This window comes from Sulfitobacter sp. HGT1 (assembly GCF_013282155.1).
Classification (GTDB): Bacteria; Pseudomonadota; Alphaproteobacteria; order Rhodobacterales; family Rhodobacteraceae; genus Sulfitobacter.
Genome location: NZ_BLWI01000013.1, coordinates 69,222 through 83,897, shown reverse-complemented (window position 1 = coordinate 83,897; position 14,676 = coordinate 69,222). Strand labels below are relative to the sequence as shown.

The 14,676-nt window shown below is 56.4% G+C and carries 13 protein-coding genes; 5 read left to right on the top strand and 8 right to left on the bottom strand.

Translation table 11 applies throughout. The annotated features are described in order from the left end of the window. Window positions 1-36 precede the first annotated feature (36 nt). Window positions 37-750, bottom strand: coding sequence for a sugar transferase (locus tag HGT1_RS15725; protein ID WP_176250904.1), 714 nt, complete (start codon window positions 748-750; stop codon window positions 37-39). A gap of 342 nt (window positions 751-1,092) precedes the next feature. On the opposite strand from HGT1_RS15725, the gene HGT1_RS15720 reads away from it, so the two are divergent. The 3 genes from HGT1_RS15720 (at window position 1,093) to HGT1_RS15710 (ending at window position 5,387) form a co-directional block, all read left to right on the top strand. Then, the gene (locus tag HGT1_RS15720) at window positions 1,093-2,685 is read left to right on the top strand and encodes a hypothetical protein (protein ID WP_176250903.1); all 1,593 of its coding nucleotides are present in this window, start codon (window positions 1,093-1,095) and stop codon (window positions 2,683-2,685) included. A 185-nt stretch (window positions 2,686-2,870) separates the two neighbouring features. Beyond that, a complete protein-coding gene (locus HGT1_RS15715) occupies window positions 2,871-3,488 on the top strand; it encodes a CpsD/CapB family tyrosine-protein kinase (protein ID WP_176250902.1) in 618 nt (205 codons plus the stop codon). A gap of 150 nt (window positions 3,489-3,638) precedes the next feature. Next, window positions 3,639-5,387: an alpha-amylase family glycosyl hydrolase gene (locus HGT1_RS15710; RefSeq protein ID WP_176250901.1), complete on the top strand. Its 1,749-nt coding sequence runs from the start codon at window positions 3,639-3,641 to the stop codon at window positions 5,385-5,387. Here the strand turns inward: HGT1_RS15710 and HGT1_RS15705 are convergent. The 7 genes from HGT1_RS15705 to HGT1_RS15675 form a co-directional block, all read right to left on the bottom strand. Beyond that, on the bottom strand, window positions 5,384-6,604 hold the full coding sequence (locus HGT1_RS15705) for a glycosyl transferase (protein ID WP_176250900.1): 1,221 nt from the start codon (window positions 6,602-6,604) through the stop codon (window positions 5,384-5,386). The two genes, HGT1_RS15710 and HGT1_RS15705, sit on opposite strands and share 4 nt — an antisense overlap. A 12-nt stretch (window positions 6,605-6,616) precedes the next feature. Beyond that, window positions 6,617-7,408, bottom strand: a complete 792-nt coding sequence (locus tag HGT1_RS15700) for a mannosyl-3-phosphoglycerate phosphatase (RefSeq protein WP_176250899.1) — start codon at window positions 7,406-7,408, stop codon at window positions 6,617-6,619. Window positions 7,409-7,522: 114 nt separating this feature from the next. Then, on the bottom strand, window positions 7,523-9,409 hold the full coding sequence (locus HGT1_RS15695) for a bifunctional sugar phosphate isomerase/epimerase/4-hydroxyphenylpyruvate dioxygenase family protein (protein ID WP_176250898.1): 1,887 nt from the start codon (window positions 9,407-9,409) through the stop codon (window positions 7,523-7,525). A 1-nt stretch (window position 9,410) separates the two neighbouring features. Continuing rightward, window positions 9,411-10,688, bottom strand: a complete 1,278-nt coding sequence (locus HGT1_RS15690) for a TRAP transporter large permease (protein ID WP_176250897.1) — start codon at window positions 10,686-10,688, stop codon at window positions 9,411-9,413. A 1-nt stretch (window position 10,689) separates the two neighbouring features. Beyond that, on the bottom strand, window positions 10,690-11,145 hold the full coding sequence (locus tag HGT1_RS15685; protein WP_255200230.1) for a TRAP transporter small permease: 456 nt from the start codon (window positions 11,143-11,145) through the stop codon (window positions 10,690-10,692). Window positions 11,146-11,282: 137 nt separating this feature from the next. Further along, window positions 11,283-12,293, bottom strand: a complete 1,011-nt coding sequence (locus HGT1_RS15680; RefSeq protein WP_176250895.1) for a DctP family TRAP transporter solute-binding subunit — start codon at window positions 12,291-12,293, stop codon at window positions 11,283-11,285. A 47-nt stretch (window positions 12,294-12,340) separates the two neighbouring features. Then, entirely contained in the window at window positions 12,341-13,234 is an 894-nt protein-coding gene (locus HGT1_RS15675; protein ID WP_176250894.1) for a shikimate dehydrogenase, read from the bottom strand. 134 nt (window positions 13,235-13,368) lie between these two features. Here HGT1_RS15675 and HGT1_RS15670 point away from each other — a divergent pair, with 134 nt between their 5' ends. Next, the gene (locus HGT1_RS15670; protein WP_176250893.1) at window positions 13,369-14,028 is read left to right on the top strand and encodes a TetR/AcrR family transcriptional regulator; all 660 of its coding nucleotides are present in this window, start codon (window positions 13,369-13,371) and stop codon (window positions 14,026-14,028) included. A gap of 386 nt (window positions 14,029-14,414) precedes the next feature. After that, on the top strand, window positions 14,415-14,624 hold the full coding sequence (locus HGT1_RS15665; protein ID WP_176250892.1) for a Flp family type IVb pilin: 210 nt from the start codon (window positions 14,415-14,417) through the stop codon (window positions 14,622-14,624). The last annotated feature ends 52 nt before the right edge of the window (window positions 14,625-14,676 follow it).

The window sequence follows — 14,676 nt, the reverse complement described above, 5'->3', positions numbered from 1 at the left end:
TGTGTCCGTAACCGTGGCTGGCAATACGCATTCATTTCAGTGACCGTTTGCCTTTAGAACGACGCCGATCGTTTTTACCAAAATCATCAGGTCTTCTCGGAGGGAAAGCTTGGCAGAATAGGCACTGTCGAACACGGCGCGGTCGGCAAAATCTGATAGATTTCGGGTAGATACCTGCCAGTTCCCGCTGATCCCGGGCAGCATATCATAGTAATCGCGCCCGGTATAAAGCGGCTCTTGGCAAATCATCATGGGGCGCGGGCCGACCAGGCTCATGTCTCCCCACACCACGTTCCAGATCTGCGGCAGTTCATCAAGAGAAGTCCGTCGCAAAAAATGTCCGAAATGGGTGACACGGGGGTCGTGTTTCAGTTTTTGCATACAGTGCCATTCCAGCTTGGCCGCTGCATTATCGGCCAGATGCCGCGCAAGAACCGTGTCCCCGTTGCTGACCATGGATCGCAGTTTCCACATTTTGAAGACACGACCGTTAAAGCCGATTCGAAATTGTGAATAAAATGGTGCCTGACCTGTTAACCAAATCATCAATGCACAAATGCCCACAAGGGGGATCACCAAGGGTGCAAGAAACAGACAAATCAAAAGATCGAGCGCCCGTTTGCCACCGTTTCGGTACAAACCGCTGCGGGTATTCTCCTCATTTTTTCCTAATGTTTGCGGGGGCTCCCGGACGATTGCGCGCGTGACATCAAGGGTCGAAGACGGGCTGTTGAAGTCCTGAAAAATCATATGTCGGCCCATCCCTGTTTCGCGGTTTCAAACCAGTGATCCTCTCCGGAATACGGCGGGATCTGGTTAATCAGTACTAAATCCCTAGGCCGCCGAGAGTTACCAAGCCGTTAAGCACCAGCCCAATTAACCAAAATTCTTTGGGGGTCAGCGGCGGCTCTCCAAAACAATCCGATCAGGGTAGCCCAATTAACCAGCATTTAACTTTCTGCGGCCAATCTGGAGTTCGGATGTTTCACAGATCGTTAATGCACCAGTTTGAAGGGACCACGAGGCAATGACTCACAAACAGCGTTTGCATCGTTTTTTCCGCTGGCTTTCCGGCGTTGGTACCGGCTGAAAATGGATTTTCCTTTCTTCATTTCTCGGCTTGTCCTGCGGTGGCACTGGATTGCGGTCTTCTGCGTGATTGGCGTCACCTCGGCTGCCGTCATGACCAGCCTGCGAACCCCCGTCTATGTCGCCCTCGCGCGTATATTGGTGGAGCCGGAGCAGATATCGAGCGATCTGGCAGGTTCATCTGCACCCCTACAATCGCAGTCTCGATTGGATCTGATATTGCAACGCATCCTGGTGCGCCACAGCCTGTCAGACCTGGCGTGGCATGAAAAAATCTATGAGGGTTTGCGCCAAAATACCCCCCTCACAGACGAGCAGGTCAGCGATTTAAGGTCGAGGATACGCATGACCCACGCGCCGGGACGTGACGCCGTACCCCTTATCAGCATCAGTTTTGAGGCCTCCTCCTCTCAGCTTGCAGCGGATGTCGCCAACAAGATTGCCACAATGGTGATGCAAGAAGACGTCGCAACGCGAACGCAAATTGCGCGCAAAACCCTCGAATTTTACACGCAAGAAGTCGCGCGACTTGAGAGGGAGCTTGCCGCTCAGGATGCTGCAATTCTGGCTTTCAGGCAGAAAAATACGGACAGTTTACCCGATAGCCTTGCCTTTCGGCGAACCCAGCAAACCACGCTTCAGGAACGACTGTTGCAAGTGGAGCGTCAAATTGGAACGCTACGCGAATTCAGGGCAAAATCGGAACGCCGCCGGCAACTCCTTGCTGCGGCCGATGCGATCAAACCCTCCATCTCCCAATCGAACGAAGAAATACAACTCGCCGTTTTAGAAGAGGATCTGGCAACCCAGACCACGCTCCTCTCCCCTGATAACCCTCGTGTAAAAATCCTGTTGTCGCAGGTGAACGGCTTGCGTCAGCGTCTGCAAGCTGCGGGCAAAACACCCGATCACCCCGTCCTGCTGCCAGAACCGGCATCGAGTTATGAGATAGAGCGCGCCGAAATTGAAGGGGACTTGGCAGAACTCACGACCCGAAAGACGCAGATAAGCGATTCATTGACCGCACTTGCTGAATCTATTGAAGCGACCACATCGAACGGCATTACCCTCGGCAATCTTGAACGCACACAGGCCAACACACGCGCACAGCATGAACAGGCCGTCGCCAGCAAAACGCGCGCCGAGACCAGCAAGATGATTGAAACGTTGCGCCATGGGCAACACATTTCCTTGTTCGAAAAAGCCTTGCCGCCACTTCACCCCAAGGGGCCAAGCCGGCTTGTCGCGCTTGTTGCCGGGTTTCTCTGCGGGTTGCTCGGTGGAGTTGGGTTTGTTTTCATTCAAGAGCATTTTAGCAAAAAGATCCGGCGCGCTGCGGACATCAGCAATGCCTTGGGGATCATCCCCTTTGCAACCTTGCCGTATCAAACAGCCGGAACCGAAATATCGCGCCGCCGCACACCGACACAGGTGACGGTTGCCCTTGTGCTGGCCGGTTTGTCTGCGGGGCTTTGGGCGCTGCAGGGGTATTCGGTGGGTGCTTCGCATGTTGACGGAACAATTGGGCCAACAGAATTAACGACTGCCAAATTAACAACTGAAAACCTTCAGACAACAGGTTCGGAACGTCATTGAATACCCCCCTTACAACCCTTGATCAAACCCAGAGGCCCGCGTTGAATACGCGCCTCAAACCCATTCCGTCCGTTCAAGAAAAGCGGGTCCTTCAGGCCGCTTGGGAAGGGATAAAAATTGCCGATCTGTGCCCCGGCCACCTTTCCCAAAACCTGATTTTTACCCATGGATCAGGCGCGGGTGCGATGCCCTATGATATGCTGCGCACCCGTCTGCTGCACCACATGCGTGCCAAAGGGTGGCGGCGCGTTGCGATTACGTCACCCACCGCTGAATGTGGGAAAAGCACTGTGGCGCTTAACCTCGCGCTTAGTCTGCAATGGCAACCCGATTGTCGGACCATCTTGCTGGAAATGGACATGCGGCGACCCTCGTTGGCAGCCATGTTGGGATGTGCACCACCCGCTGATATGGCGCATTTCTTGCGAGGCGACCGCCCGTTCCACTCTGCCGCATTGCGCGTCGGTGACAATCTTGCGATCTCCTCCAACCGGAACCCGGTGACCGACGCTGCTCAAATTCTGGCAAGCCGCTTTTTCCCCCTTGCGCTGTGCTCTCTTGATGACACCTACGCAACGGACATCACTATTATCGACACCCCGCCGATGCTTTTGTCCCATGATATGATGGCCATCGCGAAACATGTGGATTGCGTTCTGGTTATCGCCGCCGCCGACCTGACAACCACAGACCAGATTGACCAATGCGAACGTGAACTGTCGGGGCAAACCCAGATGCTAGGGGTGATCCTGAACAAATGCAGACAGCAGGGACCCGGCTACGGATATGGCACTTATGAATAATACGAAATACTGATCGCGATGATCGCCTAATAGTTAGGCCCTGCGCCCCAATCTAAGGCGGTGATCCAAGCTGATCCCGCTGAAACCCTTTGCTTTATCGGATGGGTGGTCCAAAATTACAGAGTCCGTAATCAAAAAAGTACCCTTTCCATGGCCGAGAAAACACCGCCCCTAAGCGTGAAAGTCGCGCGGATTGTTAAGGATATATATCCTGACCTCGATGCCGACGTTCTGTCCAGTTTGATTGTCGAAGCCTTTTGGCCCGAGACTGCGCCGCGCCGCAAACGCGGGCGTTTGCCTGGTAACAATCTGTGGTCCGAAAAAGACGCGCTGGTGATCACCTATGGGAATTCGATCATTGACGGGTCATTCAAACCCTTGGACTTGCTGCATGATTTCTTGCTGCGTTACCTCAAGGGGGCGGTGAACAGCGTACATATCCTGCCGTTTTTCCCCTATACATCGGATGACGGGTTTGCGGTAACCGATTTTCGGGCGGTGCACCCGCAACTGGGCGACTGGTCAGACATTAACCGTATTGCGGCCGATTTTTCGTTAATGTCGGATCTGGTCCTGAACCATGTTTCAAGCCAAAGCAATTGGTTCAACGCCTACCGACAAGGGCAGCCCCCCTATGACAAGTTCTTTTTCGAGGCGGACCCCGCTGATGATCTGAGCATGGTAGTGCGGCCGCGCACGACGCCGCTGCTTCAGGAGGTCGAAACGACCAAAGGCACGCGTCACGTTTGGTGTACCTTCAGCCACGATCAGGTCGATCTTGATTTCCGAAATCCCGAAGTCCTGTTGGAATTTTTGCGAATTATTCGCCTGCATGTCGACAATGGCGTCCAGATCATCCGTCTGGATGCCGTTGCATTCATCTGGAAACTGGCGGGCAGCCCTTCGGTCCATCTGCCCCAGACCCACGCGATTATCAAACTCATGCGGCTGCTGTGTGACTATGCGCCCGAAAAGATCATCTTGCTGACCGAAACCAATGTGCCCAAGGCTGAAAACCTGAGCTATTTTGGGGCCCGTGACGAAGCACATGCGATTTACAACTTTCCCCTGCCGCCGCTGGTTTTGCATGCCATGATGTCGGGGTCGGCCAGATATTTGCACAAATGGCAACGCGCAATGCCGCCGGCCCCGTTGGGCTGCGCCTATCTTAACTTTACCGCCAGCCATGATGGCATCGGCATGCGCCCCGCCGAAGGGGTCTTGCCCGATGCTGAAAAAGACAAAGTAATCCAGACGGTTAAAGAAATCGGGGGCCTGGTATCCATGCGCGCGCTGCCCGATGGCGGGCAATCCCCTTACGAGCTGAACACCACATTTTATGATGCCATGGGGCGCACGTTCAAAGGATCGGACGCCCATCATTTCGACAGGTTTATCTGCTCGCAAACCATTGTTATGTCGCTCGAAGGGATCCCCGCGTTTTATATCCATTCGCTGCTGGCCACGCCCAATGATCATGCGCAGGTCGAACATCGCGGCATGAACCGCGCGATCAATCGCCACCGCTGGGATTATCCAACACTACGCGCATTACTTGGCGATGAAACGACCCCGCAGGCGCGCGTGTTGGACGCTTTGACACAGCGGCTAAAACTGCGGTCCCGCCAATCCGCGTTCCATCCCAACGCCACGCAATTCACCGTGAACCCGGAGGACGCGCGGGTGTTTGCCGTCTGGCGCCAAAGCCTGGACCGCCACCAATCGATTTTTGCGCTGCACAACGTCAGCGATGAAACCGTTTCCGTTCCGACCAGCACGCTGAACATGATCGAGGACGAAACATGGGTTGATCTGCTGTCGGGCGAAACCGTGCCCGCGGATGCGGAAACGGTCACCCTTGCGCCCTATCAGTGTCGCTGGATCACAAACCGGATCTAGCTGAATTCCGCTTCATCCGCTGCGGCGGCGGCATGTAGGTCAGCCAGAAAGCCGGGGTCGGCCGAATGCACCCGGTTCCATGTGGGAATGAACGGCGTCTCGCGGGGGTTCTCAAGGAAAAAGCTGCCGGCACGCATGATGTTATTGGCGAATAGTTCAATCGCCTGTTCCTCCTTGTGACGGTCGATTTCCAACCCGTTCATCACTGCATCCGCGTGATAGGCCTCAAGCAGATCCAGCGCTGTGCGGTAATAGGTGGCCTTGAGCGTGCGGAACGTATTGTTGGTAAATATCGTGCCATCTGCGGCAAGTTTGCGGAAAATCGCCTTGCAGATATCGGTCGACATCCGGCTTAGACCGGCGCTCGCATCCTCGGGCGACAAATCCTGATGTTTGTGGTCATAGTTATCGCAAATCTCGACCTGGCAGACGGCTTTGGGTGCCAGATTGCGCCATGCCTCTGACAATACTCCGATCTCGAGCCCCCAATCAGACGGGATACGAAGATCAGGCAAAATGCCGGTGCGCATGGCGAATTCGCCAGACAGTGGATAACGGAAACAGCGTAAATATTCGATGAAATCACGATCCCCGACGACCTTTTTCAGCGCGATCAACAGCGGGCTGACCAGTAGACGGGTCACGCGCCCGTTCAGATGGTCATTGCCCACCCGCGCGTAATATCCCTTGGCCACCTGATAGGAAAAATGCGGGTTTGCGACGGGGTAGATCAGCCGCGCCAGCAGTTCGTTGGTGTAGGTGACGATGTCACAATCATGCAGCGCCATGACCGAACTGTCCTGACAGGACATAAGATACCCCAGGGCCGTCCAGACGTTTTTGCCCTTGCCTTGTTCGGACGGGGCCAATCCCAAAGCGTCAAGCCGCGCGCCCAGTTCAAGCATCCGCGGGCTGTCGTTCCAGATCACCATATGGCGCTGGTTCAGGCCCTTGAAGAATTCTTTCGCGTGGCGGAACTGCGCCTCGTCTGCGCGGTCAAGGCCGATGATAATGCGGTGAAGATAGGTAACCTTGGACAGCTCGGCCAGAATGTTCGGCATCGCGTCGGTTTCCAGCTCAGAATAGAGGCAGGGCAAAATCAACGTCATTTTGCGGGTCTGTGCAAAGGTTTCCAGCTCGTATGTCAGTTCATCCAGCGACCGTGTCCGCAGGTTATGCAGCGTCGCGATGTTACCGTTTTGGTGAAAATCTGACATGGGTGATCGTTCCTATCTAAGGTTCAGGTCAATAAGGAGGCCAAGGATCGCAGCGTTCCACCCGTGGGGGCCCGGCAATGCGGTGCGGATAATGGCGCCGGTTTCTTCGCCTTTTAGCGCGGGTAAGGCTTTGCGATGCGGGTTTGCCACAATAACGCCGGTGTCTGCCGTTTGCAGCATCTCGACATCATTGGGGGCGTCGCCCAAGGCAACCGTGTGGGCCGGTTGATATTCGGCAATCAATTCGGCCATCCGGTCGGCCTTGGTCTGGCCAAAGGACAGGGTCAGAAACCGCCCCCCTTCGCGCGCCGAAATGCCATGTTGCGACAGATGGTTCAGGAGCAGGTCCAGCTGTTCGGCGGTGCCGCCCCATAGGCCGGGTTCCGAAAACGCCCGCGTCTTGGCAAGACTGGCATGCGCGGCATCAAGGCCGGTCACGGCTGACACCTGTGCTGCGGTCATATCCCCAAAACCGCGAAAATGCTGGCGCAAGGCGGGGGGGGTGTCGTCCAATATCGCGCGCAGCTTGGAATACTGCGTACTGTCTGCCATCCCAGACCCGTTTGCCGGCAACAGACCCGCGCCGTTTTCAACGATCGCAGGCCAGTGCGACCAGCCAAGCGCAGCGCGAATGTTTGCAATTTCGGGGCCGGTTTTACTGCTTGCCATGATCAGCCCGCCCCCGCAGGCGCGCAATGCCTCTAATGCCGGTTTTGCCGCATCCCAGCTGTAGGTCGCATGATCAATCAACGTGCCGTCGAGGTCGGAAAATACTAAAATTGGAACTGCGGGCACGGATGACATACCCAAATGTTGCCGTCTGGGCCCCAAGGAAACAACAGCCAAAGCACTTTTTTCGGGCAGCATTCCGGCCAGCGCCTATTTTTTAATCACGCGCTTTGGATGTCGGTCCTATGGCTAGTGTTTTGGCATACCCTTGGGGCGCATTAGACGTTTTTGTGCGGCAATTCGGAAGGGTGCGTTGGGGGCACCGTACCCTTTGTACCCGCCGCGCCGTTCGACGATTTCGAAGAACATTCCACCGGCATAGGGCTGGGAATAGAACTGGAAAAACGCGCCGTTTGCGTCTTCGTCATACAGGATATTGCCAGCCTTGAGACGGGCCAGAACCGCAGGATCAAGGTCAAACCGCGCGGCGAGGTCGGCATAGTAGTTGTCGGACATCGGCAAGGGTTTGAAGCCGCGTTTCGCCATCGCATCGCTGGTGGCAAAGATATCGTCGCTGGCCAGTGCGATGTGCTGCACCGATGCGCCAAAGCTGTCGGCAAGGAAATTGCCCGCCATGGTGCGGTGGGTTTCGGCCCCGTTCAGCGTAATCCTGAACGTCCCGTTTGGTGTCTCAAGCGCCTGGCTGCGCACCAACCCGTCGGGGTCAACCACATCGACCATGGGCGATTTGTTCATCTGGAACAGCGTTGTATAGAACAGCGACCAGCTGAGCATTTCATCATAGCTCATGGTTTGGGCTAGGTGATCAATCCGCATCAACCCTGCGTCGCTGTCATCTTGGGCGGTTTGGGTGAATTCGACCGACCATACATCATTCAGACCGCTGGTTTTGTCGATGAAGTGCATCACACTGCCGCTTAGGCCGCGGATCGCGGGGATGTTCAGCTCTCCGGGGCCGACGGGCTGGTTAAAGGGGGCGGCCCCCAGACGCTGCGCGCGTTCAACGGTATCAGCAGCAGCGTCGACCGCGATGCCGATGTCACAGACGGTGGTGCCATGGGCCATATAGGCGCTGCTGGCATAGCCGCTTTTCTCACGGTTCACGACAATCCGGATGTCGCCTTGGGTCCACAAGGCCAGCTTCTTGGCGATGTGGGTGCCGGAGTGTTGGAAGCCCAAGGTGCGCAGGATAGTCTCCAATGCGTCCGCTTCTTCGCCACGTGACGCGAATTCAACGAAAGATACACCATCAACTGTGGAGCGTGCGGGCATCGGGGCCAGCATGGCGGCCGCTGCTGGTTCGGCGCGTTGCACGTCATCCATCAAGGCAATCAGCGACCGATGGCCGTCTTTGGCAATCGTCTTGGCGCTGCCGCCACGGAACTGGTCGTTGAAAATCTCGAGCGAGATCGGGCCGGCATAGCCTGTGGCCATCACGGCCCGCATGAAATCGGTTACGGCAAGGTCGCCTTCGCCGGGCATATTGCGGAAATGGCGCGACCAATACAGCAGGTCCATGTCGATCTGTGGCGCGTCGGCAAGCTGGACAAAGAAAATCTTGTCACCGGGGATACGCCGGATCGTGTCGGGGTCGATCTTGCGGGCAAGGGTATGGAAACTGTCCAGAATGATGCCCACATTCGCATGGTCGGCACGGCGCACGATTTCCCATGCATCGCGGTGGTCGTTCACATGTTTGCCCCATGCCAAGGCCTCAAAGCCGACGCGCAGCCCGCGTTTGGCAGCGCGGTCGCCCAGTTCGGCAAAATCAGCCGCCGCACGGTCGATCCCGCCAAGGGCCTCTGGATGGCAGCTTGAGCAGACGAGAACCAGATCGGTGCCCAGTTCCTGCATCAGATCGAATTTGCGTTCGGCCCGGTCAAACGCCTTGGCGCGCAGCGGTTCTGGCAACCCTTCGAAATCGCGGAACGGCTGGAACAGGGTGATCTCTAGGCCCATGGACCGGATCAGGTCGCCGACCTCGCGGGGGTTGCCGTCATGGGCGATGAAATCCTGTTCAAAGATCTCGATGCCGTCAAAACCGGCGGCGGCAATCGCCTCCAGCTTTTCGGGGAGGTTACCGGAAATCGAAACGGTGGCGATAGATGTTTTCATCTTAATATCCCAATACACGTGGCAGCCAGATCACCGTCTCTGGCACAAAGGTCAGGATCAGCAGCACCAGCACTTCGACGGCAAAGAACGGCAGGATTGCACGGGTCAGTCGGGCCATGCCCACACCTGCGATGCCTTCGGCCACGAACAGGCACAGGCCCAAAGGCGGGGTGATCAGGCCGATCATCAGGTTGAAGATGACCAGAATGCCGAAATGCACCGGATCAACGCCAAGGCTGACAGCGATGGGGTGCAAGATCGGGACCAGCACCAGCATCGCGGCGATCCCTTCGAGGAACAGACCGACAAACAGGAACAGGATGATCACGGCGATCAGGAAGGTGGTTTTGCTGTCGACATTGCCCAAGACCCAGTCGGTCAGCATGTTCGGGACGCGGTTATAGGTCAGCAGCCAGTTTGCCGCCGAAACCGACGCGATGATGATCAGGATCACGGCACTGTCGCGCATGGCGTCGGTGAAAATGCGGGGCAGGGCGCTGAAGGCGATCTTGCGGTACACAAACATCCCAAGGACCAATGCATAAGCCACAGCGAAGGACGCCGCTTCGGTGGGGGTCACGATGCCAAGCAGGATGGACCCGACAACAAACACCGGCATCAGCAGGGGCAGCACACCGCCCAGCAAGGCCGTGCGGGCAGGGGGCGCTTCGGCTTGGGCGGCAAGTTCGGTCGCGCGGTCGATCTTGACCGTCATCATCACATAGGCCGACAGGAAAATCGCCAGCAGAATGCCCGGAATGACGCCCGCCATGAACAAGGCAGGTACTGAGACGCCCGTGACGATCAGCGCATAGATGATGACGGGGATCGACGGTGGAATGATCGGCCCGATCACGGATGACGCCGCAGTCAGTGCCGCAGCATAGGCGCGGTCATAGCCGTGTTTTTCCATCTCGGGGATGAACACGCGGCCAATTGCGGAGGTATCGGCCACAGCAGATCCGGAGAGCCCTGCGAAAATCACCGAGGCCCAGATATTGACCAGCGCAAGCCCTGCGCGCATCCGGCCCACCAGAACATTCGCGAATGCGATAATGCGGCCTGTGATGCCGCTTTCGTTCATCAGCTCGCCCGCGAGGATGAACAGGGGAATGGCCAGCAGCGGATAAGAGTTTAGACCCTTGAACATCTCGGTTGCGACGATGCGCAGCGCATAGGGCGCGTCGCCCGTGGCCATGAAAAGGCTAAGGGCGGCGACAATGGCAAAGGCAATCGGAAGGCCTGCCAAAAGCCCAAGGATAAGGACGATATAGACCATCTTAGGAGACCTTCAGCGCGGCGCGGCGCTCCATGAATTTCAGGAATGCTGCGATCATCAGGAAAACGCCCCCGACGGCGATCGCGAATTGATAGGTGCTGACCCGGCCAATCCAGATCATGCCTTCGATGCCGGTGGATTCAACCAGCCGTTTGGCTGTGCCAATCAGGCCGGAACTGTCAACAGCGGCGCGGCGGGTGGCAAAGGCATAGCCGGACCATGCAAGTGCGGCCCCGACGGCAATCATCGCCAGATCAACCCCACAAAACAGGATGTCGCGGCGGCGTTTCGACAGAAAATCGGTAAGGATGGTAAATCGAATGTGGCGGTCTTGCATATAGGCAAGCGCAAAGCCGAACATCACGCCGTAAACGGCGATGTAGATCGGCAATTCCTCGCCCCATTCCACTGATTTACCCAAGGTATAGCGGCGCAGTGAATTAACAAAAATAATCATAAAAACCAGCGCCATAGAGACACCGGCACCCGTTGCAAAGAAACGTCTGAAGAAAGTGTTTAGACGATCCATAGCGGTTCGCTCCCTTGGGTAAGATTGCCGCGCACCGACATGTCAGAGCGCGGCAAATTGATGTATTATTCAGACGCGGTGGAAACGGCGGCTTGCAGATCGTCGATCCACTTGGCGTCGTCACCCAGTTCGCCGCGCAGATATTCTACGACCGCAGGCTGTGCTTTTTCTGCAAACATCGCCAGTTCGTCGGAAGTTGGCGAATAAACCTGCATCCCTTCGGCCTGGACTTTGTTCACGCCTTCGGCTGTGCCCCACTGCTGGATTGCGCGGCCCATTGTACCTGCAACACGTGCCGCTTTGGCAACGACTTCCTGCTCGGCCGGGGCAAGCGACTGGAAGAATTCATCGTTGATGATGATAAAGTCGGCTGCATAAACGTGGCCGTCAAGGGTCATGTATTTTTGCAGCTTGTGCAGGTTGTTGGCATAGATCACGCCGACAGGGTTTTCCTGACCGTCAACAACACCGGTGGACAATGCGTTTGGCAGTTCTGTCCATGCGATCGGGGTCGGTTCGCCGCCCAGACCTTTGACCATCTCGATATACAGCGGAATAGGCTGCACGCGGAATTTCAGACCTTCCATATCCGCAGGTGTGCGAATTTCGCGGGTGCCGTTGGTGAAGTTCCGGAAACCGGTTTCCCCATAGGCCAGCGTGCGCAGGCCGGTTTTGTCAAGGCAATGTGCGGCCAATGCGTCGCCGAACGGGCCGTCCAGAACATCCCACGCGATGGTGGCAGAGGCGAAGGTGTAAGGAATATCCAGAACCGACGCGGCAGGACAGACCTTGGACATGGCACCCGATACCAATGCGATCTGTGTCAGACCTTCCTGGACCTGATTAACCAACTCGTCTTCGTTGCCCAAAGCACCGGCGGGAAACAATTCAACGGTCAGGTCGGTTTCGCCTTCGACAATGTTCTTGAACACATGGGCTGCGGCACCCTTTTTGGACGCGGTCCATTCGTCGGGGTCCACATGCGCGATGCGTAGGGTTTGTGCCTGGGCACCGGCAGCGGCAAGGCCGAGTGCAAGGGCCGTTACGGCCGTAAGTTTGGTGATATTAAAACGCATGATATCCTCCGTTTTGCGTTTGGGTGCTGTTTGAACAGCGGGTTCTTTTATGAGACGAAAGATTCGAACGTGGCTTTCATCCGCATGGGGTCGGGCGTGCGCCCGGTAAACAGTTCAAAGGCCCTGACCGCCTGATAGACGGCCATGCCGGACCCCGGCAGAACCCGGCAGCCAATGGCACGCGCGGCGGCCAGAAGTTCGGTTTCAAGCGGGAAATAGACAATGTCGGCGACCCACATTTCGGGGCGCAGGGACGCCAGCGGATAGGCAGAGCCGGGCAGTTTCGCCATGCCGACAGGTGTTGCATTCACCACGCCATCGGGGCGCAATGTCGCGATGTCATCCAAGGTGACCACATCGACCGTTGTTGTCGGCGCGCTGGTCTTGAGCAGGGTTTGCAACCCGGTCGCCCGGCTATGGTCGCTGTCGGCAATCGTAAGCCGTTTCACCCCGAGGGCAGACAATGAATGGGCCACGGCCACGCCCGCACCCCCAGCACCGACCTGCAAGACATGATCCAGCGTCGCGCCTGCCATGTTCTCGCGGAACCCTTCCTCAAAGCCCCATTTGTCGGTGTTATGCCCGATCCGTTTGCCATCGCGAAAAACGACAGTGTTCACGGCACCAATGGCGCGGGCATTTTCCGAGATGCTGTCAAGCAGGGGCATCACGTCGATTTTGTAGGGAAAGGTGACGTTCAGCCCGGCAAAACCGCAAAATTCGGCGGCATCTATGATCGCCTCAAGCGGGCGGTCGCCGCGGGGGAACTGATCGACATCCAATATCTGGTACAAGATGCGTTGCCCGTGTGCGGCACCTTCTTCCATGTGCAGTTTAGGAGTGCGCGACTTTTGGATGCCACGACCAACCAGCCCGATCAACAGATCAGGATAGGACTTTTGGACAGCCGGCTTGGGCGCGTTCACAACGTTCGAATTCATGTAGTCCTCCGCTTCCTGTCGAATCTTGCTGCCGACTAGGATTGTCGCAATGAACCATGCGGTTCATTGTGTGTCAACAGAGTTGTACTGAACGGTTAATTGTGTTCGGTTTTGAAAAAGGCTAGAAAATCTGGATGACGTCAAAGCCCGCCTCCAACTCGGTGAAAAACCGTGGGTCCTGGAAACAGAACCCTGATGCCGTAAAGGCAGATATCTTGCGTGTTGCGCGGGCCGAGTTTGCAGATCACGGCCTGTCAGGCGCCCGCATCCAAGAGATCGCGGAAAAGACCAAGACCTCCAAGCGGATGATTTTCTACTACTTCAAGGACAAGGAAAACCTGTATCGCGAGGTGCTTGAGCAAGCCTACCGCGAGGTCCGCCAAGGCGAGAAGGCATTGGCGCTGGACAGTCTTGATCCGGTCGAGGCGCTGACCCAGCTGGTTGCATTCACGTTCACCCATCATCGCGCGAACGAAGATTTCATCCGCTTGGTGATGATCGAGAACATCCATCGCGGGGTGCATCTATCTGCATCCGAAACCATCCGTGCCGGCAACTCTCCGGCGGTCGAACAGCTTAGCGCGATCCTTGAGAGAGGAACGGCGCAAAAGCTGTTCAAACCGGATATCGCTGCGCAGCAACTGCATTGGAAAATCAGCGCGCTGTGTTTTTTCAATGTGTCGAACGAACCCACGTTCAGCAGGGTTTTCGGCAATGACCTGATGACGGAAGCGGGTCAGGCAGCGCTCCGGCAGGACGTTGTCGACACCATCGTCGGGTCGGTGCTGGCATAACTGTCTACTCATGGCAGGCCCGATCACGACGCTGTTTTCAGCGGTTCGAATCGTATGGATTTCCGGGCAACCAACACGCAGAAACACCGATTTCAGAGATCGTTTCAGGCCGATTTTTGAAGCTTAAAACTTTTTATTCGTCATCCTTATCGTGTGGTGGGCTTACTATTTTCCGCAATAATGACCACGTCATATCACCGCCATAATTTGGCTTGGCCGCTGACACAAAGCAGTCCGGAAAACGTAATACTTTGGTATGAAACACCTGCACCCTTTGGGGGGACAGCGGTATTTGCCACCTAGGTAGGATTTCGAAAAGCCCATTAGCGCGTCAGTTTCAGTCTCATCAGGGTCACTCCCGGCCCGACACACTGAAAGAGAATGAAATGACTATTACACGCAAAGCGCTTCAGGTTTTCGCCCGCACATTCGCAAAAGACGAAGACGGCGCTACAGCGATTGAATACGGTTTGTTCGCAGCCCTTGTTGGCGCTGTGATCGTTGGCTCAGTCGCCACATTGGGCAAGCAAACCAACTCCGGCTTCAGCACAATGAGCACCGCGATGACCGAAAACGGAATTTCGGCCACCCAGTAATCCTGACTGGTACGAGAAAGAGGGGCGCGCAAGTCTGGCGCGCCCTCCGTGC

What these genes read in the sequence shown, in the direction of transcription:
- HGT1_RS15725 (WP_176250904.1), bottom strand. Translation starts at nt 750, where the DNA reads ATGATTTTTCAGGACTTCAACAGCCCGTCTTCGACCCTTGATGTCACG.
- HGT1_RS15720 (WP_176250903.1), top strand. Translation starts at nt 1,093, where the DNA reads ATGGATTTTCCTTTCTTCATTTCTCGGCTTGTCCTGCGGTGGCACTGG.
- HGT1_RS15715 (WP_176250902.1), top strand. Translation starts at nt 2,871, where the DNA reads ATGCCCTATGATATGCTGCGCACCCGTCTGCTGCACCACATGCGTGCC.
- HGT1_RS15710 (WP_176250901.1), top strand. Translation starts at nt 3,639, where the DNA reads ATGGCCGAGAAAACACCGCCCCTAAGCGTGAAAGTCGCGCGGATTGTT.
- HGT1_RS15705 (WP_176250900.1), bottom strand. Translation starts at nt 6,604, where the DNA reads ATGTCAGATTTTCACCAAAACGGTAACATCGCGACGCTGCATAACCTG.
- HGT1_RS15700 (WP_176250899.1), bottom strand. Translation starts at nt 7,408, where the DNA reads ATGTCATCCGTGCCCGCAGTTCCAATTTTAGTATTTTCCGACCTCGAC.
- HGT1_RS15695 (WP_176250898.1), bottom strand. Translation starts at nt 9,409, where the DNA reads ATGAAAACATCTATCGCCACCGTTTCGATTTCCGGTAACCTCCCCGAA.
- HGT1_RS15690 (WP_176250897.1), bottom strand. Translation starts at nt 10,688, where the DNA reads ATGGTCTATATCGTCCTTATCCTTGGGCTTTTGGCAGGCCTTCCGATT.
- HGT1_RS15685 (WP_255200230.1), bottom strand. Translation starts at nt 11,145, where the DNA reads ATGATTATTTTTGTTAATTCACTGCGCCGCTATACCTTGGGTAAATCA.
- HGT1_RS15680 (WP_176250895.1), bottom strand. Translation starts at nt 12,293, where the DNA reads ATGCGTTTTAATATCACCAAACTTACGGCCGTAACGGCCCTTGCACTC.
- HGT1_RS15675 (WP_176250894.1), bottom strand. Translation starts at nt 13,234, where the DNA reads ATGAATTCGAACGTTGTGAACGCGCCCAAGCCGGCTGTCCAAAAGTCC.
- HGT1_RS15670 (WP_176250893.1), top strand. Translation starts at nt 13,369, where the DNA reads ATGACGTCAAAGCCCGCCTCCAACTCGGTGAAAAACCGTGGGTCCTGG.
- HGT1_RS15665 (WP_176250892.1), top strand. Translation starts at nt 14,415, where the DNA reads ATGACTATTACACGCAAAGCGCTTCAGGTTTTCGCCCGCACATTCGCA.